Source organism: Micromonospora sonneratiae, assembly GCF_042679305.1.
Lineage (GTDB): Bacteria > Actinomycetota > Actinomycetes > Mycobacteriales > Micromonosporaceae > Micromonospora_H > Micromonospora_H sonneratiae.
Window position 1 is genome coordinate 136,121 of sequence record NZ_JBHTMP010000003.1, and the last position, 23,715, is coordinate 159,835.

At 70.3% G+C, this 23,715-nt stretch carries 21 protein-coding genes; 10 read left to right on the forward strand and 11 right to left on the reverse strand.

The annotated features are described in order from the left end of the window. The first annotated feature begins 81 nt into the window (after positions 1-81). Entirely contained in the window at positions 82-1,167 is a 1,086-nt protein-coding gene (locus ACFQ4H_RS03670; protein ID WP_377566911.1) for an S-(hydroxymethyl)mycothiol dehydrogenase, read from the forward strand. Positions 1,168-1,248: 81 nt separating this feature from the next. Here the strand turns inward: ACFQ4H_RS03670 and ACFQ4H_RS03675 are convergent, their stop codons facing one another. Further along, positions 1,249-2,181 carry a hypothetical protein gene (locus ACFQ4H_RS03675; protein WP_377566913.1) on the reverse strand — a complete coding sequence of 311 codons (933 nt, stop codon included), beginning with the start codon at positions 2,179-2,181 and terminating at the stop codon, positions 1,249-1,251. 172 nt (positions 2,182-2,353) lie between these two features. Next, positions 2,354-3,202 carry a siderophore-interacting protein gene (locus ACFQ4H_RS03680; RefSeq protein ID WP_377566915.1) on the reverse strand — a complete coding sequence of 283 codons (849 nt, stop codon included), beginning with the start codon at positions 3,200-3,202 and terminating at the stop codon, positions 2,354-2,356. Positions 3,203-3,264: 62 nt separating this feature from the next. Between ACFQ4H_RS03680 and ACFQ4H_RS03685 the strand changes: the two genes are divergently transcribed. After that, the gene (locus tag ACFQ4H_RS03685) at positions 3,265-3,969 is read left to right on the forward strand and encodes an NAD-dependent epimerase/dehydratase family protein (protein ID WP_377566917.1); all 705 of its coding nucleotides are present in this window, start codon (positions 3,265-3,267) and stop codon (positions 3,967-3,969) included. A 64-nt stretch (positions 3,970-4,033) separates the two neighbouring features. On the opposite strand, the gene ACFQ4H_RS03690 is transcribed toward ACFQ4H_RS03685, so the two are convergent. From ACFQ4H_RS03690 to ACFQ4H_RS03700, 3 genes are all read right to left on the reverse strand, one after another. Further along, on the reverse strand, positions 4,034-5,140 hold the full coding sequence (locus ACFQ4H_RS03690) for a DNA polymerase III subunit beta family protein (RefSeq protein ID WP_377567047.1): 1,107 nt from the start codon (positions 5,138-5,140) through the stop codon (positions 4,034-4,036). Positions 5,141-5,330: 190 nt separating this feature from the next. Then, positions 5,331-6,515: a zinc-dependent alcohol dehydrogenase gene (locus ACFQ4H_RS03695; protein ID WP_377566919.1), complete on the reverse strand. Its 1,185-nt coding sequence runs from the start codon at positions 6,513-6,515 to the stop codon at positions 5,331-5,333. A 10-nt stretch (positions 6,516-6,525) separates the two neighbouring features. After that, positions 6,526-7,020: a hypothetical protein gene (locus tag ACFQ4H_RS03700; protein WP_377566921.1), complete on the reverse strand. Its 495-nt coding sequence runs from the start codon at positions 7,018-7,020 to the stop codon at positions 6,526-6,528. A gap of 224 nt (positions 7,021-7,244) precedes the next feature. On the opposite strand from ACFQ4H_RS03700, the gene ACFQ4H_RS03705 reads away from it, so the two are divergent. Further along, positions 7,245-10,148, forward strand: coding sequence for a LuxR C-terminal-related transcriptional regulator (locus ACFQ4H_RS03705; RefSeq protein ID WP_377566923.1), 2,904 nt, complete (start codon positions 7,245-7,247; stop codon positions 10,146-10,148). Between the two features lie 113 nt (positions 10,149-10,261). On the opposite strand, the gene ACFQ4H_RS03710 is transcribed toward ACFQ4H_RS03705, so the two are convergent. Together ACFQ4H_RS03710 and ACFQ4H_RS03715 are read right to left on the reverse strand one after the other, a co-directional pair. After that, positions 10,262-10,813, reverse strand: a complete 552-nt coding sequence (locus ACFQ4H_RS03710; RefSeq protein WP_377566925.1) for a DsbA family protein — start codon at positions 10,811-10,813, stop codon at positions 10,262-10,264. A 3-nt stretch (positions 10,814-10,816) separates the two neighbouring features. Then, on the reverse strand, positions 10,817-11,494 hold the full coding sequence (locus ACFQ4H_RS03715) for a BON domain-containing protein (RefSeq protein ID WP_377566927.1): 678 nt from the start codon (positions 11,492-11,494) through the stop codon (positions 10,817-10,819). Positions 11,495-11,671: 177 nt separating this feature from the next. On the opposite strand from ACFQ4H_RS03715, the gene ACFQ4H_RS03720 reads away from it, so the two are divergent. The 3 genes from ACFQ4H_RS03720 to ACFQ4H_RS03730 all read left to right on the forward strand — a co-directional run bounded on the left by ACFQ4H_RS03720 (position 11,672) and on the right by ACFQ4H_RS03730 (position 17,125). Beyond that, the gene (locus tag ACFQ4H_RS03720) at positions 11,672-13,573 is read left to right on the forward strand and encodes a hypothetical protein (protein WP_377566929.1); all 1,902 of its coding nucleotides are present in this window, start codon (positions 11,672-11,674) and stop codon (positions 13,571-13,573) included. A 67-nt stretch (positions 13,574-13,640) separates the two neighbouring features. Further along, positions 13,641-14,162 carry a hypothetical protein gene (locus ACFQ4H_RS03725; protein WP_377566931.1) on the forward strand — a complete coding sequence of 174 codons (522 nt, stop codon included), beginning with the start codon at positions 13,641-13,643 and terminating at the stop codon, positions 14,160-14,162. Positions 14,163-14,377: 215 nt separating this feature from the next. After that, positions 14,378-17,125, forward strand: coding sequence for a cellulose binding domain-containing protein (locus tag ACFQ4H_RS03730; RefSeq protein ID WP_377566933.1), 2,748 nt, complete (start codon positions 14,378-14,380; stop codon positions 17,123-17,125). Between the two features lie 141 nt (positions 17,126-17,266). Here the strand turns inward: ACFQ4H_RS03730 and ACFQ4H_RS03735 are convergent, their stop codons facing one another. After that, positions 17,267-17,668, reverse strand: a complete 402-nt coding sequence (locus ACFQ4H_RS03735; protein WP_377566935.1) for a hypothetical protein — start codon at positions 17,666-17,668, stop codon at positions 17,267-17,269. Positions 17,669-17,886: 218 nt separating this feature from the next. Here ACFQ4H_RS03735 and ACFQ4H_RS03740 point away from each other — a divergent pair, with 218 nt between their 5' ends. The 3 genes from ACFQ4H_RS03740 to ACFQ4H_RS03750 are packed head-to-tail and all read left to right on the forward strand — an operon-like array spanning position 17,887 to position 20,669. Next, positions 17,887-18,219: a hypothetical protein gene (locus tag ACFQ4H_RS03740; protein WP_377566937.1), complete on the forward strand. Its 333-nt coding sequence runs from the start codon at positions 17,887-17,889 to the stop codon at positions 18,217-18,219. A gap of 57 nt (positions 18,220-18,276) precedes the next feature. Beyond that, positions 18,277-19,395, forward strand: coding sequence for a PLP-dependent cysteine synthase family protein (locus ACFQ4H_RS03745; RefSeq protein WP_377566939.1), 1,119 nt, complete (start codon positions 18,277-18,279; stop codon positions 19,393-19,395). Further along, positions 19,395-20,669 carry an MFS transporter gene (locus ACFQ4H_RS03750; RefSeq protein ID WP_377566941.1) on the forward strand — a complete coding sequence of 425 codons (1,275 nt, stop codon included), beginning with the start codon at positions 19,395-19,397 and terminating at the stop codon, positions 20,667-20,669. The genes ACFQ4H_RS03745 and ACFQ4H_RS03750 overlap by 1 nt, the downstream gene beginning before the upstream one ends. Before the next feature lie 73 nt (positions 20,670-20,742). Here ACFQ4H_RS03750 and ACFQ4H_RS03755 read toward each other — a convergent pair whose 3' ends face one another. Next, positions 20,743-20,892 (reverse strand): hypothetical protein, encoded by a 150-nt coding sequence (locus ACFQ4H_RS03755; RefSeq protein WP_377566943.1) that lies wholly within the window; start codon positions 20,890-20,892, stop codon positions 20,743-20,745. Between the two features lie 549 nt (positions 20,893-21,441). On the opposite strand from ACFQ4H_RS03755, the gene ACFQ4H_RS03760 reads away from it, so the two are divergent. Then, a complete protein-coding gene (locus tag ACFQ4H_RS03760) occupies positions 21,442-21,810 on the forward strand; it encodes an STAS domain-containing protein (RefSeq protein ID WP_377566945.1) in 369 nt (122 codons plus the stop codon). On the opposite strand, the gene surE is transcribed toward ACFQ4H_RS03760, so the two are convergent. Further along, positions 21,762-22,652: a 5'/3'-nucleotidase SurE gene (gene surE, locus ACFQ4H_RS03765; RefSeq protein WP_377566947.1), complete on the reverse strand. Its 891-nt coding sequence runs from the start codon at positions 22,650-22,652 to the stop codon at positions 21,762-21,764. The genes ACFQ4H_RS03760 and surE overlap by 49 nt on opposite strands. A gap of 1 nt (position 22,653) precedes the next feature. Further along, positions 22,654-23,631 (reverse strand): 1-phosphofructokinase family hexose kinase, encoded by a 978-nt coding sequence (locus ACFQ4H_RS03770; RefSeq protein WP_377566949.1) that lies wholly within the window; start codon positions 23,629-23,631, stop codon positions 22,654-22,656. Positions 23,632-23,715: the final 84 nt, after the last annotated feature.

The following is a 23,715-nucleotide window of genomic DNA, read 5'->3' on the forward strand; positions in this document are numbered from 1 at the left end:
CCTAGGTCGCCGTGGTCGATCTTCCAACGCTGTGGTCGATCTTCCAACGCCATGGTTGGTCTTCGAACCGAGGAGGAGAGCGTGGGCCAGGAAGTGCGTGGGGTCATCGCCCGGACCAGGGGCGCACCGGTCGAACTCGCCACCATCGTGGTGCCCGACCCCGGGCCGGGGGAGGCGCTGGTCCGGATACAGGCCTGCGGGGTGTGCCACACCGACCTGCACTACCGCGAGGGTGGTATCAACGACAACTTCCCGTTCCTGCTCGGCCACGAGGCGGCCGGCATCGTCGAACAGGTCGGCGACGGGGTCACCGACGTCGAACCGGGCGACTTCGTGGTGCTCAACTGGCGGGCGGTCTGCGGCACCTGTCGGGCCTGCCGGCGCGGTCGCCCCTGGTACTGCTTCAACACCCACAACGCCGCCCGGAAGATGACCCTCACCGACGGTACGGTGCTGTCCCCAGCCCTCGGAATCGGCGCGTTCGTCGAGAAGACGCTGGTCCATGCCGGCCAGTGCACGAAGGTGGATCCCGCCGCCCGGCCGGCGGCAGTGGGCCTGCTCGGCTGCGGGGTGATGGCCGGCCTCGGCGCGGCGATGAACACCGGAGGGGTGGGCCGGGGCGACTCGGTGGCGGTCATCGGCTGCGGCGGAGTGGGCGACGGCGCGGTGGCCGGGGCGGTCCTCGCCGGCGCGACGACGATCATCGCGGTGGACACCGACCCCCGGAAACTGGAGTGGGCCAGGGGATTCGGTGCCACCCACACCGTCGACGCCCGGGAGAGCGACCCGGTCGAGGTGATCCGGGAGCTGACCGGGGGTCACGGTGCCGACGTGGTGATCGACGCGGTCGGTCGCCCGGAGACCTGGCGACAGGCGTTCTACGCCCGTGACCTGGCCGGCACGGTGGTGCTGGTCGGGGTGCCCACCCCGGAGATGACCATCGAGCTGCCGCTGCTGGACGTCTTCGGCCGGGGCGGCGCACTCAAGTCCAGCTGGTACGGCGACTGTCTGCCCAGCCGGGACTTTCCCCTGCTCACCGAGCTGTACCTACAGGGCCGGCTCGACCTGGACGCCTTCGTCTCCGAGGAGATCGCACTGGACCAGGTCGAGGCGGCGTTCAGCAGGATGCACCACGGCGACGTACTGCGTTCCGTGGTCGTCTTCTGATCGGCCTGCGCGGTCGTCTGCCCGGTCGGGGCGGTCCGACTGATCCGGGCACTCGCCTGTCGACGGTGCCGACCGTACGGTTCAGCAGGTCCGTTGCACGGTGACGACGTTCTTCAACGGGACATGGTTGGCCGGCAGGCTCGGCCGGCCGTTGTTCCAGTGGCCCGCCGACATCTCCGCCTCAAGCTGGCGGTGGTCGTCGGCGTACAGGTAAATCGCCTGGACCTGCCAGGTTCCCCGGTCCAGGTTACGTTGGTCCCGACCGAGTTGGACGCCGTTCAACATCCACGTGTCCTGGGTACGGATGGCCGCCCGATAGGCGGGAAAGTACGCCTTCGCGGGATTGCGTACGAAGAACCAGACCGCGCCAGGGTCGTCATGCGGAATGTAGCCGGGCATGGTGATCTGTACGATCACCCGACTGTTCACCTTCGTACCGTCGGCAGTGTCGCCGATGACGATTCCCACCGCGCCGGACGGGCATTCTCCGGCGGGGCCGGGTTGTGCCGGGGCGCCGGGCGGATTCCGCGTCGTCGTCCCCGGCGCCGGGCCACCGCCGGCGACCGGAGTCGTCTCGGTTGTCGGAAGAACCGTCGACGACGGGTCGGACGGTTGCCCCTCGGGTGTCGACGACAGCGGTGTCGCGCTCCCGGTCACCGCGGCCGGGGAGGGCCCTGCCGAGCCGGCCTCGTCGCGGGGCGGCCTCGGCCAGAAGTACTGCCCGACAGCGGCCACCAGGAGCAGTACGGCCAGCGAGAGCAGGCCCATCCGGGCGGCGATCGGCAACCGGCGTCCGGGGCCTGCCGGTCGTCGGGCCGCCGACGGGGTTCCGGTCCCGCTCGGGTTGCCGGCCTCCGGGGTGCCGGACGTCGGGGTGCCCGTCGCCGGTCCGTCCGGCGTCGGGTCTCCCCGACCCAGCGGCTTCCTGCGGTTGTTCAGCCAGATGTCATAAAGGGGAACCAGGGCCGTGACCAAACCGGCAATTGCGGTGATGAGGGCGGGGGCGTCATTCAACCGACTGCGCTCCGAGGGCTCAGACGATGGATTGACCCGAGGCTATAGTCCGCTGTCCAGCCCCGTCGATTGCCCGAATCGACCGGCGTCCTCAACCCGGCGGCAGTTCCCGGTCAGCCGTCCCGCCTTTCCGGCAGTGCCGGTGGGAATCGTTCAAGTCGATCCGAACGGGTCAGGCGGTGACGCCCAGTACCCGCTCCTCGGCCTCCTCGATGCGACGGTTCCATTCACCCTTGGACGTCTGCCAACCGTCCTCGTTGACGCCGCGTCGCCAGTAGCCGGAGATGGACAGCGCCTCCCGGGGCAGGCCCCGCTCGATCCGCAGCAGGTGGCGCAGTTCCTTGACGAAGTTGGCCTCGCCGTGCACGAATGCCTGCACCGCACCGGACGGGAAGTCCAGTCCACGGACCGCCTCGACCAGGGCCTCGCCGACGACGCGATCGCCCCGGTGCAGCCAGACGACCTCGGCTGCCCCCTCGGTGGGCAGCTTCTGCTCCTCGTCCGGACCGCTGACCTCGATGAAGACCCGGGCCGGTGCGCCGACCGGTAGCCGTTCCAACGCGACGGCGATGGCCGGTAGCGCGCTCTCGTCGCCCGCCAGCAGGTGCCAGTCGGCGTCCGGGTTCGGGGCGTACGCGCCGCCCGGCCCGCGCAGCATGACCCGGTCGCCCGGACGGGCCTGGGCCGCCCACGGCCCGGCCAGGCCCACGTCCCCGTGGTGGACGAAGTCGATGGTCAACTCCAGCGTCGTCGGATTCCAGGCCCGGACGGTGTACGTGCGGGTGGTGGGCCACTGCTCGCGGGGCAGGTCCCGGCGTACCGCCGCCAGGTCGAGCGGCACGGGGTACTCGACACCGGCCGGCGGGAAGATCAGCTTGACGTAGTGGTCGGTGAAGGCGCCAGCGCCGAAACCGGAGAGCCCTTCGCCGCCCAGCACCACGCGGATCATGTGGGGCGTCAGCCACTCGGTACGCTGAACAGTGGCATAGATGACCTGGGATTTGTTCCTGGCGTCCGTCACGAAGTAAGGCTAACCTAATCGAGCATCCGACCGGATCGGGGTGCGGCATCGTGCGGATACTGATGATTGGTGGATCTGGCCTGGTCGGGACGATGATCCTGCCCCACCTGGGTGGTGAGCACGAGATCCGGATCCTGGATCCCAAACCACCCGCGCCCGGCCCGTGGGATTACGCGCCCGGGGACGCGACCGACTTCGCCCGGGTGACCTCGGCCGCCAGCGGGATGGACGCGATGGTCTATCTGGCGATGGGACCGCTGGCTGGCTGGGGAGAGACGGCCAACGTCGCCGCGCACTTCGACGCCAACGTCAAGGGACTGCACCTGGCGCTCTGGGCAGCCGCTCAGGCCGGCGTACGGCACGCGGTGCTGGCCAGTTCGATGTCGGTCTACCCGAACCCGCCCGACGACGAGGCGTATCCCGATCCGGACACCCCGCCAACCGCCACCGACTTCTACGGGCTGACCAAACGCCTCGGAGAGCAGGTGGGGCAGGCCGCCGTCGCCGAGTACGGGATCAGCGTGGTGGCGCTGCGGCTCTGCCTGCCCACCCCGGACGAGCAGTGGCCACGCGACGGCGACCGGTGGAGTCGGACCATCGCCACCTCGGCCCGGGACACCGCCTCGGCCGTCGACGCCGCGCTGGCGTACCGGGGGCACGGGTTCACCGCCGTGACGATCAGTGGAGACGCGGCCGGACGGATGGCCGATATCGGGGCCGCCCGCCGGCTGCTCGGCTGGATCCCGCAGGACCCGACCAACCCGTGAGCTGGACGCGGGTGCGGACCTGATCGCGGTGATCCGGCCGACCGGCCACCCGGCTCGGTCAGGGTCAGGACAACCGGACCGGCATCAGGATCGAGAAGGTCCGCTCGTCGGTGGGGGGCCGGATCGCCAGCGGCCGGATCGGCCCGTCGAGTTCAAGCACCAGTTGCGCCTGACCTCCCGCATCGAGGGCGTCGAGTAGAAATTCCCGATTGACGCCAACATATCCGGCGACGCCGGTGCCCGGACCGCCCGGACCGCCCGGAGCGGCTGTCGGCTCCAGCCCGAACACGGCTTCCTCACCGACCACGGCCAGGGTGCCGGCATCGTCCACGGCCAGGAGCGCGACGTCGTACGGCACGCCGTCCTGCTCCCGTACGACGGTGGGTGCGACGCCCGGTGCCAACGCTTCGCGCAGCGCCGCCACGTCGACCGTGACCCGCCGGGCACCGTGCCCCCGAACCTGGTCGCCGAGCAGTCGCCGGTAGTCGGGAAAGTCGTAGTCCAGCGGCACAGCGGTCAGCCGCTGCGCCAACGTCTCGAAAATGATCGTGTCCGGAGCCACGGTGACGGTGACCGGCTCCTCGTCGACCAGCAGCGTACGTACCTGGTCGAACAGTGCCACCGGCACGAGCGCTCGCGCCGGATGGCCGGCGACCTGACCGGCCGCTGCTCCGGCGACGGCCAGCCGGTAGCGGTCGGTGGCGACCAGCCGCAGCCCGTCCGACTCGACCTCGATCAGGACACCGTTGAGCATGGGCAGGTCGGCCGCGTTGCTGACGGCGAACCGGACGGCGTCGTACGCGGCAGCCAACGCCGAGCCGGGCACCGTGAGTCGGGTGGCCGTGGCGCGGGGAAGCTCGACCTGGTCGAGCAGGGCGTGCACGCGGGAGAGTTCCCGACGGGCGTCGGCCAGACCATCCTCGAGACGACGCAGGTGGGCGTCGAGCAGACGGCGGACCGCAGGCGGATCGGCCCGGTGTCCCAGCACCTCGGTGATCTCGGCCAGCGGCATGCCGACCCGGCGCAGACCCGCCACCATCCGGGCCGGTCCGATCTGCTCCGTCGCGTACCACCGGTAGCCCGTCGACCGGTCCACCTCGGCCGGCATCAGCACCCCTGCCCCGTCGTAGAACCGCAGGGCGCTCACGCTCAGCCCGCTGGCCCGAGCCATCCCGCCGATGCTGAGCAGATCACCACCACTAGGGCTGGGCAGGTCACCACCGATCTTGACCAGGTCGCCGTCCACCCCGTGATGGTGCAGCCTCGACCAGGTAGAGAGTCAACCCGGATGCGGGGCAGGGAAGGCCACTTCCTGTCGCTTTCTGCCTGAAAAGGGCCCGTCCAGACAGCGAAGCGCTGGCCTAACCGGCTGATCCGTCCGGCTGGAAGACCGCCCGGACGCAGCCGTCGACCTTGTCCCTGAACATGGCGTAGCCCTCCGGGGCCCGGTCCAGTGGCAGGCGGTGGGTGGCCAGGTGTTCGGTTCGGAGTTCGCCACTGCGCATCCGGTCCAACAGCATCGGGATGTAGCGCTGGCCATGCTGTTGGGCGGCCCGTACGGTCAGCCCCTTGTTCATCACCGCGCCGAGCGGGAACTTGTCCACCAGCCCGGCGAACACCCCGAGGACGAACACGCTGCCCCCCTTACGGCAGGCGTGGATCGCCTCCCGTACCGCGATCGGCCGGTCGGTCTCGATCCGCAACTGCTGTTTGACCTGGTCGTACAGGAACCGTGGGCCGGGGCTGTGCGCCTCCATGCCGACCGCCTCGATGCACACGTCCGGGCCACGTCCGCCGGTACGCTCACGCAACTCGCCGCCGACGTCGGTGCGCTCGTAGTTGATGGTGTCCGCGCCGATGTGCCGTTCGGTCATCCGTAGCCGTTCGTCGAACCGGTCGATGCAGATCACCCGCTCCGCACCGAGCAGCATCGCGGCCCGCGCCGCCATCTGCCCGACCGCGCCGCAACCCCAGACCGCGACCACGTCGCCGGGGCGTACGTCGCCCAGGTCCGCGCCCATCCAGCCGGTCGGCGCGGCGTCCGAGGCGAACAGGGCCCGATCGTCGCTGACCTCGTCCGGCACCCGGAACGCTCCGGTGTCGGCGTACGGAACCCGGACGTATTCGGCGTGGCTGCCGGCGAAGCCGCCCATCGCGTGCGAGTAGCCGTAGCAGCCGCCGGGGGCGAACCCCCAGGCCTGCTCGGTGATCGCCGGGTTCGTGTTGCCGTTGTCGCAGCACGCGAAGAGCCCCTGCCGGCAGAACCAGCACCGGCCGCAGGAGATGAACGAACAGACCACCACCCGGTCACCCACCGAGTGTCGGCGTACGTCCGGACCGACCTCGACGACTTCGCCCAGGAACTCGTGGCCGAGTACGTCGCCGGCCTGCATGAACGGGATGTAACCGGCGAGCAGGTGCAGGTCGGAGCCGCAGGTCGAGGTCTGTCGTACCTTGACGATGATGTCCTGCGCGTTGCGGATCTGCGGGTCCGGGACCTGCTCCACCGTCAACTCGTCGACGCCCTCCCAGCACAGCGCCTTCATGCGGCTGCCCTCACAGCCGGCCCTCCTCGCGGGCGTGCCGGACGGCCGACTCCAACGGACGGTTGAGCAGCGTACGGCGGGTCGTGGGCGGGCAGTCCGGGCTGAGCAGTTCGCCCGTCTCGACCAGTTGCTTGGCCTGTCGCAGCGCGGTACGCAGCACATGACGCGGGTCGTCACCGGTGATGTGCACCGCCATGCCGGTCAGCCCCCGGGACTCGCCGGGGCACAGCCGTACGGCGAGTTCGGTGCCCCGGCCACCCGGGGCCGGACGCATTCGTGACTCCACGGTGTGGCCGAGCCGGACGATCGGTTCGGGCAACCGGCCGTCGGGAGCCACCTCCTCGGGGGACCGGTCGATGGTGACCACCTGCCAACGGGACTGCCACTCGTCGGTGAGGTGCGGTGCGGGCCAGTTGCCCCGACCGGGCCGGGACAGGGCGCGATGAACCGCGTAGCCGCCCGCGGTGACCGCCGCTGCCGCCGCGCCTTTCGCCACCCGTCCCATCCGCACCACCCGTCTTCGTGGTCAGGGCCGTAGCCGGTGGTCCTTGTCGTAGCCGCTGCTCTTCGCCCCAGCCGGTGGTCTCTTCGTTCCGGCCGCTGGTCTTTCCGGGAACCATCGTCGGACGGGCCGGGGTGAAGCGATTTCCCCCCGAAGGGGTGAACCGCGACCGGCCGGGTATCCGCCGTCGAACGATCGTTCGTTGCCGAGGTGGTGATGAGGCGGATATGTCTGTCAGGACGACTCAGGCAACCGGCGAGACGGGCCCTGCCCCGCTGCTGACCGCCAAGCTGGCCGCGTCGGCGTTGCCCGAGGCGACGGTGATCCGTCCCCGGCTGTTCCGGTCGCTCGACAACGGCGTCACCGGCCCGGTCACCCTGGTCTCCGGGCCGGCTGGCTGGGGCAAGACCACGCTGCTCAGCTCGTGGTACCGGACCCGGGCGGGGCAGGCATCGGCCCCCTGGGCACCGGCCGGGCCGGCGGCGGTCGGATCCGCACCGGCCGGGCAGGGCGCGCTGGCCTGGCTCACGGTCGAGCCGGGGGACGCCGGCACCCGGCTCTGGGCCTACCTACAGGCGGCGTTGTGCGCCGGGACAGTCGGCCACGAACCGGACCCGGGGATCGGGCCGGTGCCGGACGACCCGGCCGGGGCCGGCTTCCTCGACCGGCTCGCCTCGATGGTCGCCGCCCGTCCCGAGCCGACCATCCTGGTGATCGACGATGTCGACCGGATCGACGATCCGGAGGTGCTCGACGGTCTGGAGTTCCTGCTCCGGCACACGGGACAGCGGCTGCGGCTGGTGCTCGGTGCCCGCAACGATCCGACCCTGGCGTTGCACCGGCGACGACTGAACGGTGAACTGACCGAGATCAGGGAAGCCGACCTGGCCTTCACTATGGCCGAGACCGCTGAACTGCTGGCCGCACACGAACTGGACCTGCCCACCGACCAGGCGTACGACCTGCGCGCCCGCGCCGAGGGCTGGCCCGCCGGTCTGCGGTTCGCAGCCCGATGCCTACGCGGCCGAACCGATCCGGCCCAGTTCATCGCCACGTTCGCTGGTGACCATCCGGATGTCGCCGACTATCTGACCGAGGAGGTGTTAGCCGCCCTGCCCGACGGGAACCGGGACGTACTGCGCCGGATCGCGATCATGGAACCGGTCTGCGGGGAACTCGTCGACGCCCTGACCGGTCGTGCCGACGGCGACCAGTTGCTGGCCGACCTCAGCCGGGACACCGGGTTCGTGATCGAACTCGGCACCCGTCCACCGTCGTACCGGTGTCATCGGATGCTCCGCGAACTGCTCCAGGCCGACCTCCGGCGCTGGCCGACCGACCGGGTACGGGACCTGCACCATCGGGCAGCAGCCTGGTACGCCGGCTACGGACTGCCCCGGGAGGCAATGCAACACGCCATCGCGGCCGGCGACCGGGAACAAGCCGTCGGACTGCTGGTCGCCCACTGGGCCGACCTGCTGCCGTACCGCCCCGGTGGCCGGCGCGCCGAGGCTCCGGGATCGTCGGCGGGGCCGGAGCCGTCGGCGGCCGTACCCGGCGATCCGGAGTTTGCCCTGGCCCGGGCCGCGTACCTGCTGGACCGGTACGACCTGCCGGCCGCCTCGGACTGGCTACGCTTCGCCACCAGCCTCGCCAGCGGGGACGGGCACCCGGTGGCCGTCATGGACGGGCACCCGGTGGCCGCCATGGACGGCGATACGTTCACCGCCGACCGGCGGAACCGGTTCGAGGTGCTGGCGGCGGCCCTGGACCTGGCCCGGGTACGGGTGGCAAACGGCCAACCCGAGCAGGTACGCCTGGCGGTGAGCCGCCTGCTCGACCTGGCGGCATCGACGGCTCGCCCGGCCACGTCATCGGGTTCCCCGACCGCCGATCAACCGCCGCCGGTCGACCGGGCACAGCCAGTCGACCGGGCACAGCCGTCCGGATCGACCGTACGGGCGGTTGCCCACACCATGCTCGGAACCGCCCGGCTGGGAGTCGGCGACCTGGCGAGCGCCGGAGCCGAGTTGGCCCGCGGCAGGACGTACGCGGAACAGGCCGACCTGTCACGTCCACTACGGGCCTGCATCAGCGGACTGGCCCTCTGCCACGCGCTCCAGGGGCGACTACGGGACGCGGAGCAGGCCGCCCGGGCGGCGTTGAGCATGGTGCCGCACCACGAGCGGTCGTACCCCGGGGAATGCGCCCATGCGCACCTGGCCCTCGCGGTCGTCGCCATCGCCCGGGACCGGCCGGCGGACGCCGAGGCCAATCTCGCCCTGGCCGGCCAGCCGGTCTGCCCGACCGACGAGCCCACCTCCGTCGTACTCGCCGCCCTGGTCCAGGCCCAGCTCCTGCGGAGCCGGGGTGATCTCGCCGGCGGTCAGCGGACCGTCCGTGCCGCGCGGGAACGGTTGACCGACCGACCGCATTCGCGGGAGCTGACACACTGGCTTCTGGCCGCCGAGGCCGACCTGCACACGGCCCACGGTGACCTGGAAGCCGCCCGCAGGTTGCTGTCGCCGCTGGTGGAGAGTGGAACCGCCCCGGTCGAGCCGTTGGCGGTCGCGCTGGCCCGTACCCATCTGCACGGCGGCCAACCGGGCACCGCCGTCCAGACCCTGCCCGACTGGGCCGATTCGACGGCGCAGCGGTGGCCGCTGGGGACACGACTGGACGCCGGTCTGCTCGACGCGCTGGCCGCCCGGCAACTCGGGGACGGGCGACGGGCAGCCCGCCTCCTGGAACGGGTGCTGGAGTTGGCCGAGCCGGAGGGCTTCCGACGTCCCTTCGTATCCGGTGGTCCGGCGGTGCGGGACCTGCTGGCGGCGCACCTCGACACCGGAACCGCGTACTGGCCCCTGATCAGTGAGCTGATCGTCGATCGCGACGCGCCGACACCCCGGGAGCAGCAGGTCGGTCCGTTGGTGCCCGGTGAGCCGCTGACCGAGCGGGAACTGACGATCCTGCGCTACCTACAGAGCATCCTGTCCAACGTGGAGATCGCCAGCGAACTGTCCCTGTCGGTCAACACCGTGAAGACCCACGTACGCAACATCTACCGCAAGCTCGACGCCACCCGGCGGCGGGAGGCGGTACGCCGGGCCCGCGAGCTGCGCCTGCTCTGACCGTTCCACCCGCCGGCCGGACGAGGGCACGTGCGACCCGGCCGGGGGCACCCGTGTTGACTGGCCGGGCTTCACCTGCGGGCTGGCCGGGCTCACCTGTGGGCTGGCCGGGGTCAGGTGTTGGCGGCCTGGTCGACGGCGGCCAGCAGATCAGGCAGGGCGTACGAGCCGTCGTGACGGATGCCGTTGAGGAAGAACGTCGGGGCATGGTTCACCCCGCTGCGGATGCCGCTGACGAAGTTGTCCCGTACCCGGCCCAGGTGGGTGTGGGACTGCAACTCCTCACCGATCTCGTCCACCGGCAGTCCGAGTTGCTGCACGCCGAGGGAGAGGTGGACCGGGTCGAGCTGGTCCTGATGCTCGAACAACCAGTCGTGCATGGCCCAGAACCTGCCCCGGGCCCCGGCCGCCTCGGCGGTCTCGGCAGCATCCTCGGCGTACGGGTGGACGTTGATGATCGGAAAGTGTCGGAACACCATCCGCACCAAACTGGACCGCTGGCGCAGCACCTCGTTCAGGTTGGGATAGGCGGCGCCGCAGTGCGGGCACTGGAAGTCGCCGTAGACCACCACCGTCACGGCTGCATCGGCGGCACCCCGGATGTGGTCTTCCTCGGTCACCGGTGTCCGTAGCCGGCTGACGGTGATCTGTAGGGGAGTGCCCATCTGTCACAGCCGGACGGTGATGTGGTTGTGCACGTCCACGATGCCCGGTGCCGACCAGGCGATCCGTTCGGCCGTCTCACGTTCCAGCCAGGAACGGACCGTGCCCTCCAACATGATGACGTCACCCTGGACCTGGATGTCGATCCGTTCGGCGTCGGTCTCGGCATTGCGGGTCAACGCGCTGCGGAGACGTTGCTTCAGGTCCTCCGGCGACGGGCGGGACCGGGGGCGTACGAAGATCCCGTTGGTGACGCCCCGGACACTGGTCAGCCGGCGTACCGCGCGATCCGCCGCACGCTTCTGGTACTCCCACTCGACCTCTCCGTGCAGCACGATCCAGCCATTGGAGACGGTCACGTCGAGGTTCTCGATCGGGACGAAGGCATCCCACTCCAGGGTGCGGGTGACCGCCGTGGCGATCTCGGCGTCGGTACGTTCACCGGCCGTCGGTAGCCGTACCTCGATGTCGTTGGCCACCGCCCGGACCCGGTTCACCCGGTGTGCGGCCCGTTCGGCCGCCCACTTCTTCGCGTAGTTGTCCACCCAGCCGGCCAGGGTCACGATGCCTTCGGTCACCGAGACTCCGATCTCGTTCGGCTGGATCCGGGGTTCCCAGCTCAGCTCGGCGAGTACGTCGTTCTGGATGTCCCGGTCGGTACGGGTGATCGATGCTGTGGACATGCGCCTGACACCTCCAGCGAGAAGTCCGTCAGAGGTGATCCTGGGGCAACTTCGGATGAGTGTTCATCCTCCGGAACGGGTGAGCCGGGCTTCACCACCGTTCGGTGTGACAGGCTCCGCCGTATCGGGGATCATCGACTGCCGGAGGGGACAACCGGCAGTGACGGTGAGGATGCAATGACCACGGAACAGGACGCGCGGCCGGGTGACGTCGACGATACGGAGCCGACCGTGCCAGCCGACGGCACACCGGCCGAGCGCACATCCACCGACCGCACACCGGGCGGGCGATGGCGGGCGCGGGGACGGGCCGCCGTCCGTCGTACCCTCCATCTGCTGCGGCACGAATGGACCCTGGCGGTGCTCGGCGGGCTGCTGCTGGCGATCGTCCTCACCTGGCCGACGCTGCGCGACATCACCCGGACGATCCCGCAGGACATCGGTGACCCGATTCTCCAGGCCTGGCAGATCGCCTGGGGTGGGCACGTCCTGCTCACCGACCCGACCCAGCTCTGGCACTCCAACACGTTCTATCCCGAGCCGTACACCTACGCCTACTCCGACACGCTGCTCGGCTACGCCCCGGCCGGCATGATCGGCGAGGGTCCGGTTGCGGCCGTGGTGCGGTACAACATCCTGTACGTCCTGGTGCACGCGCTCGCCTTCGTCGGGGCGTACGCCCTGGTCCGTCAGCTCGGCGCGAGCCGGATCGGTGGGGCGGTGGCCGGGGTGGCGTTCGCCTATGCGCCGTGGCGGTTGTCCCAGGCCGGACACCTGCACGTGCTCTCCGTCGGTGGGATCGCGTTGGCCCTGGCGATGCTGGCCAGGGGACACGGCTGGTCGCTGCGGCACGGTTACCGGCCGGAGCGCCGCCGACCCGGCTGGGCCCTGGCCGGCTGGCTGGTCGCCGCCTGGCAGATCAGCCTGGGTTTCGGCATCGGGTTGCCGTTCGGGTACGCCCTCGGTCTGCTCTGCGTGGCGGGTCTGATCGGGTACGGCTGGTCGTGGTGGCGGCGGTCGACCCGCCCCGTGTTCGGTGGCCGGCTGCTGGCGGCCGACCTGGTCGGCGGCGCGGTGTTCGGCGCGGTGACGCTCTTCATGGCCCTGCCCTACCTGGAAGTGGTGAAGCTGCACCCGTCCGGGCGGCGCACCCTGGCACACATCGAGATGTTCTCCCCGCCGTTGCGGGGTTTCGGCACCGCGCCGCCCGAGTCGTGGCTGTGGGGCGAGTGGCACGCCACCGCGCGGGAGAGCCTGTCGTTTCCCGGGGAGATGACCCTGCTGCCCGGGGTCACGTTGATCGGGCTGGCGTTCGCGGGACTGTTCCTGTCCGCGTGGTGTCTGCGGCACCGGTTGCTGCTGGCGGCCGGGGTGCTGGTGAGCGTCGTACTGGCCTCGGGTACCCAGATCGGCGGAGCCGACGGCCCCTACGCCATCCTGGTCAGGTACTTCCCGGGTTGGGACGCGATCCGCACACCGGGACGACTGGTGCTCTGGACCACGTTGCTGCTGGGTGTCCTGGCGGCCGGTGCGCTCAGCGCCGACCTGACCCGGCCGGCGGCGTCACCGGGGGCCGACCCGTCGCGGTCGATCGACCCGTCGCAGTCGACCGACATCACGCCCGCCCGACGCCGGTCTGCGCGTCGATGGCCCGTACGGCTGGCCCTGCTGGTGCCGTTGGCCCTGGTGACCGTCGAGGGGGTCAACCTCACTCCACATGCGACGGTGCTCCCGCAGCCGGCCGCGCTGCGTGACGCGACCGGCCCGCTGCTGGTACTGCCGAGCGACGGCATCCTGGAGTTCAGCGTCATGCTGTGGGCCACCGACGGGTTTCCCCAGATCACCAATGGGCTGGCCTCGTTCACCCCGCCCTCCCAGGCACAGACCCGGGCGATGACGTTGACCTTTCCCGACGCACAGAGCGTGGCCTATCTGCGCGATGTCGGCATCCGGACGGTTGTCGTGCTTCCCGAGTACGTGGTGGGAACGCCATGGCAGGATGTCATTTACCGGCCGGTGGACGGACTTGGTGTCCGACGCGAGGAGATCGCTGGCGCGGTGGTGTTCCGCATCAGCTGACCCCGCACCGGCCGGTCAGGTGGCTGCTGTCGGCAGCTGATCAAGGCGCGTGCCGCGGAGGTGTGGGATGGATCGGCAGGTGGCAGCGCTGTTCGGGGGCATCGTGGCGGTAGGGCTCGGCCCCGCCGTCTGGCTCGGGGGCACCCTGTTCCGGGTGGAGCCGGACTACGGCAGACCGGTGCCCATGGTGACCCAACTGCCGACCGAGTCGCCGACCACCCGGCAGGAGCAGACGAGCGACCCGCTGCCCACCGTTCCGGCGGGGCCGGTGCGGGGCGGTCCGGGGCTGTACCCGACCGAGACTCCGCTGCTGGACGATCCGGGTCACTCGTCGACTCCAGCGCCGACCGGACCGGTTTCACCGACTCCGGAGCCGACGTCACCGGCACCGGAGTCACCGTCGCCGTCGACCAGCCCGTCGCCGCGTGATCCGGCCTCCGAGCATCCGAGGCCGGGCCGGCCAAGGCCGGGGCGCCCGGGACCGGAGCGCCCAGGACCGGGTCATCCGGGGCCGGGGCAACCCTCCGGCGGATGGTCATCGTGGCCGTGGCACTCGGAGCGGCAGCCGGACCACCATCGGGGCCGTTGACAGTTGCCACATCGATATGTGAATGTCGGCGCGTGGCCGGCGCGGGAGCCGGATCGGTACGGGAGCCAGGGCAGCTCCCGGGGCCAGTCAGTTCCCGTTTTCCGCACGCGCCCGGCGTGACACGTCACGCCCCCTCGCCCACCTCCGGAGTCTCCCCCGGCGAGTCGTGACCCGTCGTCCGGCGCAGGTGCGGAACCTCTGAGAGGAAGCCGTACATGCGTAGAAGTCCTGGCGGTGCCCTGGCGTCCGCCGTGACCGTGGTGGCGGTCGCCATCGCCACCGGGTCGGTGGCGATGGCTGCCCGGTTGGCCACCGGCCCGGCGGCGTCGGCCGCCCCGGTCGAGTCGTACTCGTGGAAGAACGTCCGGATCGACGGCGGTGGGTTCGTCCCGGGCATCGTCTTCAACCAGACCGAACGAAACCTGATCTACGCCCGTACCGACATCGGTGGTGCGTACCGCTGGGAGCAGGCCAGCCAGTCGTGGACCCCGCTGCTGGACTGGGTGGGGTGGGACCGGTGGGGCTGGAACGGGGTGTTGAGCCTCGCCACCGACCCGGTCCAGACCAACCGGGTGTACGCGGCCGTCGGTATGTACACCAACGGTTGGGACCCCAACAACGGTGCGATCCTGCGTTCGAGCGACAGGGGTGCCACCTGGCAGGCCACCGGGCTGCCGTTCAAGGTCGGCGGCAACATGCCGGGCCGGGGGCAGGGCGAGCGGCTCGCCATCGACCCGAACAGCAACAACGTCCTCTACTACGGCGCGGAGGGCGGCAACGGGCTGTGGCGCAGCACCGACCACGGCGTCACCTGGGCGAAGGTGACCAGCTTCCCGAATCCCGGCAACTACGTGCAGGACCCGGGCGACAGCAGCGGCTATCTCAGCCAGAACCAGGGGGTCACCTGGGTCAGCTTCGACTCCGGTACCGGCACGCCCGGCAGCCCGACCCGGACCGTCTACGTCGGGGTCGCGGACAAGCAGAATCCGGTCTACCGAAGCACGGATGCGGGGGTCTCCTGGGAACGGATCGCCGGCTCGCCGACCGGCTACCTCGCCCACAAGGGGGTGGTGGACCCGGTGGGTGGCCATCTCTACATCGCCACCAGCGACACCGGCGGGCCGTACGACGGCGGCAAGGGTGACGTCTGGAGGTTCAGTCGGGCCACGGGCACCTGGACCATGATCAGCCCGATCCCGTCGAGCAGCGCCGACGACTACTTCGGCTACAGCGGGCTGACCATCGACCGGCAGAACCCGAACACGATCATGGTGGCCACCCAGGTCTCCTGGTGGCCCGACGCGATCTTCTTCCGCAGTACGGACGGCGGCGCGAACTGGACCCGGATCTGGGACTGGACGAGCTACCCCAACCGCAGCAAGCGTTACACGATGAACGTCGCCACGGTGCCGTGGCTGACCTTCGGCGGCAACCCGGCACCACCGGAGGAGACCCCGAAGCTGGGCTGGATGAACGAGTCACTGGAGATCGACCCGTTCGACGGCAACCGGATGATGTACGGCACCGGCGCGACCATCTACGGCACCACGAACCTGCGCGACTGGGACTCCGGTGGCCAGGTCGTCATCCGGCCGATGGTCGAGGGGCTGGAGGAGACCGCCGTGCTCGACCTGGTCAGCCCGCCGACCGGGGCACCGCTGATCAGCGGGTTGGGCGACATCGGCGGCTTCCGACACACCGATCTGGATGCCGTACCACCGATGATGTTCACCGGCCCCAACTTCACCTCCACCACCAGCCTGGACTACGCCGGGTCGAACCCGGCGATCATGGTGCGGGCCGGCAACTTCACCGACGCCGACCGGCCGAACGACAGCCATGTCGCCTTCTCCACCGACGGTGGGGCCAACTGGTTCCAGGGCACCGAGCCGGGGGGAGTCAACAGTGGCGGTACGGTCGCCGTCTCGGCCGATGGCAGCCGGTTCGTCTGGGCGCCGGGCGATTCCGGCCAGTCGGTGGTCCGCTCGGTCGGCTTCGGCAACTCGTGGACCCCGGTGACCGGCATCCCGGCCAACGCCCGGATCGAGTCCGACCGGGTCGACCCGAACCGGTTCTACGGGGCCAGCGGGGGCAGGTTCTACGTCAGCACCGACGGCGGGGCGAGTTTCACCGCCACCGCCGCGACCGGGTTGCCGGCGGACGGGCGGTTCAAGGCACTGCCCGGGACCGCCGGGGACATCTGGTTGACCGGTGGGGAGGCGGCCAGCGGCGGCATCTGGCGTTCGACCGATGCCGGGGCGAGCTTCACGAAGCTCACCACCATCACCGGTGCGGTCAGCGTCGGCTTCGGCCGGGCGGCACCGGGCCGGACGTACCCGGCGGTCTTCACGATGGGCACGGTCGACGGCCGGACCGGCGTGTACCGCTCCGACGATGCCGGAGCCAGTTGGGTACGCATCAACGACGACCAGCACCAGTACGGGAACGCGGGCGAGGCGATCACCGGTGATCCCCGGGTCTACGGTCGGGTGTACCTGGGGACCAACGGCCGGGGCATCCTGTACGCCGACCGGTTGGGCGGCCCGACCCCGACCAGCAGCCCGACCAGTGGCCCGACGGCCGGGCCGACCGGTTCGCCGACCACGGTTCCGCCGACGACACCGCCCACCTCGGGGCCGCCGACCTCGGCACCGCCCGGCGGTTGTTCGGCGACCTACCGCGTGACCAACTCGTGGTCGGGTGGCTTCCAGGCCGAGGTGACGGTACGCAACTCCGGCGCGTCGGCGATGACCGGCTGGACGGTCGCCTGGACCTTCCCCACCGGCCAGACGATCTCCCAGCTCTGGGCCGGCACCCACACCCAGACCGGCGCGAACGTCTCGGTACGGAACCTCTCCTACAACGGTGGCCTCGGACCGGGTGCGACGACGACGTTCGGCTTCCTCGGCAGTTGGAGCGGGGTCAACGGCGTACCGGAGGTCGTCGGCTGCCAACGAGCCTGATGCCGGGCCCTGGCACGGGGTAGGGGCCTGGCCGGGGTAGGGGCTGAGGCCCCTGGTCACGGAGTGGCCGACAGGGGTGGGTCGGGGTGTCCGGCGGCTGCGCGGCAGGGGAGGGTCGGTGTCTTCGCCAGCCAGAGATGATCAGACGGGTGGCCGCAGCGGGTCGACGTCGATGAACTCCAGTTGTTCGGCGTCGCGGGACGCCTCGACGCGCCTCAGCACGGCCTGGGTGACCGTGCCGACGGCCCAGCCGACCACCGCGCCGGCCAGGGCAGCGCCAGCGACCCAGGCCCAGGGGAGTCCGGGTCGTCGGCCAGCCAGCGCGTCAACGGCCGACGTGGCCCGGTACCAGGCCTCGTTCGCGACCGGGCCGACCCGGTTGCCCGCCCCGTCGGTCAGGTGGGTGGCGACCCGTTTGGCGGAGCGTACGGTGTCCCGGGCGGTGTCGCCGGCCGAGTTGATCGCGGTGAGCATCTGCTCCCGCGCCTGGTCGGCGATCCGTTCGGGCTTGCTCCGGCGGTCCAGCAGACTGGTTGCGAACATGTTGCGACCTCCTCGGGTGGCCGACAGCAGCAACGTTCCGGGATAGCGGTATCTGTGGTGCCCACACATCTTTCTCGGCAAACCCGTTGCCCCAGCGAAGTCTCCGTGACCTGCGGTTTTGTCGACACGCTGAGTCAGTGACGGCGATTTGTGGGATGTCAGTCAGTATCATGCGAGCTATGGTGATCGTCCGCTTGCGCGCAAGCTTGCGGAGATTAATGCTTTTCCTAAGCTTTCTGACGCTGGTTGGGGTGCTGGTCTGCACCGCACACCCGGGCTCTCCCGGCCACGGCGAAGATGTGGTGCCACTGCTGGGCACCGGCGTACACCAGCAGCACGATGAGCATCACCACGCCTCCACCCAGTGCAACTCGACCACGACCAAGGACCGTCGGACGTCGGTCGACGTGGCGGGGCCGGAGGGTGGAGGGCTTCCGCCGGCCGCGAGCCGGATGACGGATGCCACCGGTACGCGGACCGCGGCCGAACGGCTCGGCCGGAACCCCAGCGGCCGGCAACGCCTCCTGCTGACCTGCGTCGCGCGGAACTGAGCGGACGAACGTCCACGTTCGTCCGTCGATCAGTTTCCGTCGCGAAAGGTCCCGTTCATGCGTTCCATGGTCAGTACCCGTCCACGCCCGTTGCCGGGCCCAGCACAGTTGCTCGGGCATCCCACCGGCGTACACCACTCATCAGCCGACCTGGTCGGCAACACCCCACTGCTGTGGGTCGACGAACCGTTCGCCTCCGACGGCCGGGGCTTCTGGGCCAAGCTGGAGGGCTTCAACCCCGGCGGCATCAAGGACCGCACCGGACTACACCTGGTCGAGTGTGGCCGGGGCCGGGGGGAGCTGCGTCCGGGTGGGCTGATCGTCGAGTCCACCAGCGGCACCCTGGGGTTGGGGCTGGCGCTGGCGGCCAGCACGTACGGCCATCCGCTCATGCTGGTCACCGATCCCGGCCTGGAACCGATCATGCATCGGCTGCTGGCCGCCGCGGGCGCGACCGTCACCGTCGTCGACCGGCCGCATCCCACCGGGGGATGGCAGCAGGCCCGTCGGGACCGGGTCGGGGAGATCCTGGCGGAGACACCGGGTGCCTGGTGCCCCGACCAGTACCACAACCCGGACAACGTCGACGCCTACGAGAGCCTCGGTCTGGAACTCGTCGCACAGTTGGGGCGCATTGACGTACTCGTCTGCAGCGTCGGCACCGGCGGTCACTCCGCCGGTAGCTTCGCACCGATCCGGCGCTACTTTCCCGACGCCCGCCTGGTCGGCGTCGATGCCGTCGGTTCCACCATCTTCGGCCAGCCGGCCCGTACCCGCCTGATGCGTGGGCTCGGCAGCAGCATCCATCCCCGCAACGTCCGCTACGGCTGGTTCAGCGAGGTCCACTGGGTGGCCCCCGCCGAGTCGGTCTGGGCCTGTCGGCAGTTGGCCGCCCACGGTTACGTCAGCGGTGGTTGGAGCGTCGGCGGGGTCGCGCTCGTCGCGGGTTGGCTGGCCCGGACGTTGCACCCCGATGCCCGTGTGGTGGCGGTCTTCCCCGATGGCCCGCAGCGCTACTGGAACACCGTCTTCGACGACGGGTACTGCCGCCAGCACGCGCTGCTGGACACCGTTCCGGCGACCGAACCGGATCACATCCCCTCACCGACGAGTCGGGAGGTCCGCCGTTGGACACGGTGTACGACGGTCGTCGACCCGGCCGGGGGTGAGGTGTGATGCGTCGGCTCGTCAGCCAGGTACGGTCGTTCGACCGGCCGATGCACCTGTTGCTGCTCAACCAGTTCGGTATCAACCTCGGCTTCTACATGTTGATGCCCTACCTGGCGAACCATCTCTCCATCCATCTGCTGTTGGCGAGTTGGCTGGTCGGGCTCATCCTCGGCGTACGGAACCTCAGCCAGCAGGGGATGTTCGCGGTCGGCGGCGCGTTGGCCGACCGGTTCGGCGACAAGCCGCTGATCCTCGCCGGCTGTGCGCTGCGTACGGTGGGCTTCGCACTACTCGGCCTGGTCGACTCGGTTCCGGTGCTCATCGTCGGTGCAGCCGCCACCGGTCTGGCTGGTGCGCTGTTCAACCCGGCGGTACGCGCCTACGTGGCGGCGGAGGCGGGCGACCGCCGGGTCGAGGCCTTCGCGTTGTTCAACGTCTTCTATCAGGCCGGCATCCTGGTGGGACCGGTGGTCGGGCTGGCCCTGACCACTCTGGACTTTCGCCTGACGTGCCTGGTCGCCGCAGCTGTGTTCGCCTTCCTCACAGTTCTCCAGGCCCGTGCCCTGCCGGTTCGTGGCCGTCCCGCGACGGCTGACCGGGGAGTTCTCGGCGACCTGCTGCGGTCGTGGCGGCAGGTCACGACCAACCGGGCGTTCATGCTCTTCACCGGGGCGATGGCCGGCTCGTACGTCCTGTCGTTCCAGGTGTACCTGGCGCTGCCGTTGGCGATCGAGGCAGCAGCCGGTACGGAGAAGACCCGGACCGTCGCGGTGGCGATCATGTTCGCGGTCTCGGGGCTGCTGTCCGTACTCGGGCAGCTGAAGGTCACCGAGTGGTGCCGGCGGCGCTGGTCCCAGCACGATGCGCTGCTGCGCGGCGTCGCACTGATGGGGGCGGCGTTCCTGCCCATGGCCGTGGCCGGCCTCGGGCCGGACCCGGTCGTCGTCGTGGCTGCGGTGCTGTCCGGGGCCCTGATCGCGGTGGCGACGATGGTCGCCTACCCGTTCGAGATGGCCACGGTGGTCGCCCTGGCGGGTGGCGGCCGCATCGCCACCCACTACGGCGTCTACCACACGGTCTCCGGAATCACGATCGCGCTCGGGAATCTACTCGCTGGCGCAGCGTTGGATCTGGCCCACGAGGTGCGGCTACCCGCCGTGCCGTGGTTGGCCTTCGCGGCCCTTGGCACGGGATGCGCGCTCATGATCCATCAGTTGCGTCGCCGGGGCCTGCTCGATCCGGCGCCGCCCGGCCAGCCGGCCGTGCCGTCGACCGTATGACGTGGCCCGTCGTTCCGGTGCACCGTTCTCTCGCGGTGCACCGTTCTCTCCCGGTGCCGTCGGCTGGTGGCGGTCAGTGGATGGCGACGACGGCGGTGGCGGTGCGGAGAGCGAAGTCGTCGTCATCGTCATCGTCGTCGTCACCGCCGGGGCCGAACCCGCAGGCCAGCACCAGGGCCAGCAGTGCACCTACACCGGCCAGGCCAAGCAGCTTCTTCAACATGGTCAGTACTCCCTCAACTCGCGAACCGGATCGGTCGGACCTGGGCGCTGGATCGTCGGAGCATGGTGAGCCCATCCGGCCAGATGGTAGTTCCGTGTGTCCAGCCCCGCCGGTGTGGAAACGGCCGGGGTGCACGTGTCGGCCCCGGCCGGGGTGGAAGATCGGTGGCCGAGGTTGTCTGATCGGTGGTTGTCGACCTGCCCGATCGACCGTTGATCGACTCCTGTCAGTCTGCGGTAGTCTGCGGCTGTCGACCCGGTCGATCGCCTCGGGAGGGCTGCTGGTCGCCACGCCGGAACGCTGCGACCGCTTCCGGAGTCTGCCCCGTCGGGGCGGCGGGCTAGGCTGATGGCTGTCGCGGTACCAGGGGCTAGGCCTGAACCGTGATTACGTGATATCGATTGTCCATATTTAGGCGGTTTTGGGGCTTCCTGTCACATAGATTGCCCCCTCCGAGGGGTGGCGACCGAGGCCAGCGGAGGAATACTCTCGGTCGCGGCCCGCGTACTGCTGAGGCGCCCGGTTACGGGCGAGTGGAGGTGCTCTCGCGTGAGCCTGTCGATCGTCAAGTCGGCCCTGCCAAATGGTGTAGTGGAGATCGCCCCGCGCGGCGAGATCGATGTCGACACGGCGTACGAGGTGCGTGAGGCGATTGCCGGAGTGCTGGCCAAGAGCCGGCCCTCCCGTATCGAGCTCAACATGCGACTCGTTAGCTTCATCGACTCGGTTGGTATCAGTGCGATGGTTGCCGGTTTCCAGACCGCCGAAGTGAGCGGTGTGAAGCTGGTGGTAACCGAGCCGAGCCGGTTCGTACACCGGCAGCTGTGGGTTACCGGACTCCTCGGCCTCTTCGGCGCACCGGAGCCCTACTACTCCGGAGCCGGAACAGCGTCCGAGGCGCCCGTACCCGGCGTTTGATCGTTGCGGTCGGCGGGTCCGCCCGCCGACCGCTCAAGCTCCGACAGGTCCACGTCGTACGCCTCGGCGATGGCGCGGACCGCACTCACCGAGGCGTACCCCTGCGCCAGCCATGCGACGTCCGTGCCCGGTTCCACCGGCTGGCCCGACTCCTCCAGCGCTGTCTGGATGTATCCGTGACCCGTCTCGGCCACCGTCATCTGCACCTGACCGAAGCCGGACAACGAGCCGCGTCGCACCCCGCGCAACTGTTCGTACGGGATGTCCGGCGAGTTGACGTTGAGTACGCACTCCAGCGGGGCGGACGTGAGCCGGGGCAGCATGTCCAGGGCCACCCGGGCGGCCGTCGACCAGTGCCGGCTGTCGTCGCTGACCAGGTCGGCCTCGGCCACCGCCGCGCCACCACTTCCCGCGGTGGCGGCCGTGGCGGACAGGACGTCCAGGGACACCGCCATGGCCCGACAGCCGTTGGCCGCCGCCGTGAACGCGGCACCCACGGTGCCCGAGTGCAGGATCGCCCGGCCGGCGTTGGCGCCCCGGTTGACGCCGGAGAGCACCACCGTGGGGGGCGGCCCGAACGCGCCGTGGATGGCGATCAGCGTGATGAAGCCGGGCGAACCGGCAACGCCGTACGACTGAACGTCCGGCAGGTTCTCCAGGACCCGTGGCTCGACCACCACCCGGCCGTTGTCCTCGACCGCCGTCATGCCGGCGCTGGTACCGCTGGCCTCGGCTGCGGGGGCTGCGACGACGACGTCCAGTCCACGCTCGACCGCCGCCTCGGCCAGCCATCGGATGCCCGGGGCGGCAATCCCGTCGTCGTTGGTGATCAGGACTCGCATGTCAGGCCGGGCCCGTGAGGCCGGCGAACTGGTCCGGGGTCATCCGGTCCTGGCGCTCGGCGCCGAGCGGTTCGAGTCGTACCCGGTCGACCAGGCCGGCGATCGACTCCGGCCGGCCGGTCCCGAGGCCGTGCCGGGTCACGTTGAGGGCACCGGCCGCCGCGCCGGTACGTACCGCCGTCTGGATGTCACCGCCGCGCGCGAGTACGGCGGCCACACCGGCGGTCAGCGAGTCGCCCGCGCCACGCGGGTCCGCTGCCTGTAGTCGGGGCATCCGGACCTCGAACACCTCGCCGTCGAGCAGGGCCAGGGAGGGCTGGTCCCCCCGGCTGATCACCACCGCCGCCGCGCCGTCGACGTGCAACCTGTGCAGTGCCTGGACGAGTTCGTCCTCGCTGTCGTCGGCGGCCCGGCCATCGTTGATCAACTCTTCGTGGCTGACCTTGAGGAAGCACAGCCCGCTGTCGAGTACCGCGGCCAGATGCTGGCCGGACAGGTCGGCGATCACCAGGCTGCCGTTGCCGCCGAGGTCGGCGGCGAGTCGGCGATAGGTGTCCGGTGGGGCCAGCGACCGGTTTCCGGGGCCACTGAGCACGCTCACCCGGGCCAGTAGGCCTTCGCCGAGAGCCAGGTTGTAGAGCTCGTCCAGTTCGTGGCGACTCAACGGGTGCCCCGGCACGTCCGCGACCTCCCTACGCTGACCGCTACGGCGGTCGTGCACGTATCCGCCGCTGCTGGAGTCCCGGCGTACCACCTTGAGGTCGACTCCTTCACCGGCCAGCAGTGGCTCGAGGACCTGGCCGATCTCCCCGCCGAGACTGGCGCAGAGCACCACCGGGGTGCCGAGCGAGCTGATCATCCTGGCCTGCCAGACGCCCTGACCGCCGGGATGCAGGTGCATCTCCGGATCGCTGTTCGTCTGGTCGAGTGTGACCGTCAGTTGCGGTGCCGGCGCGAAGACCATCACGTGGTCGCTCATACCGCTTCGTTTCCCCTGGTTGGCGCGCCTCATGCGGCAGCCGCGCCCTCCGGTGGGACAAACCACGCTTCCGGTTCGAGTGTC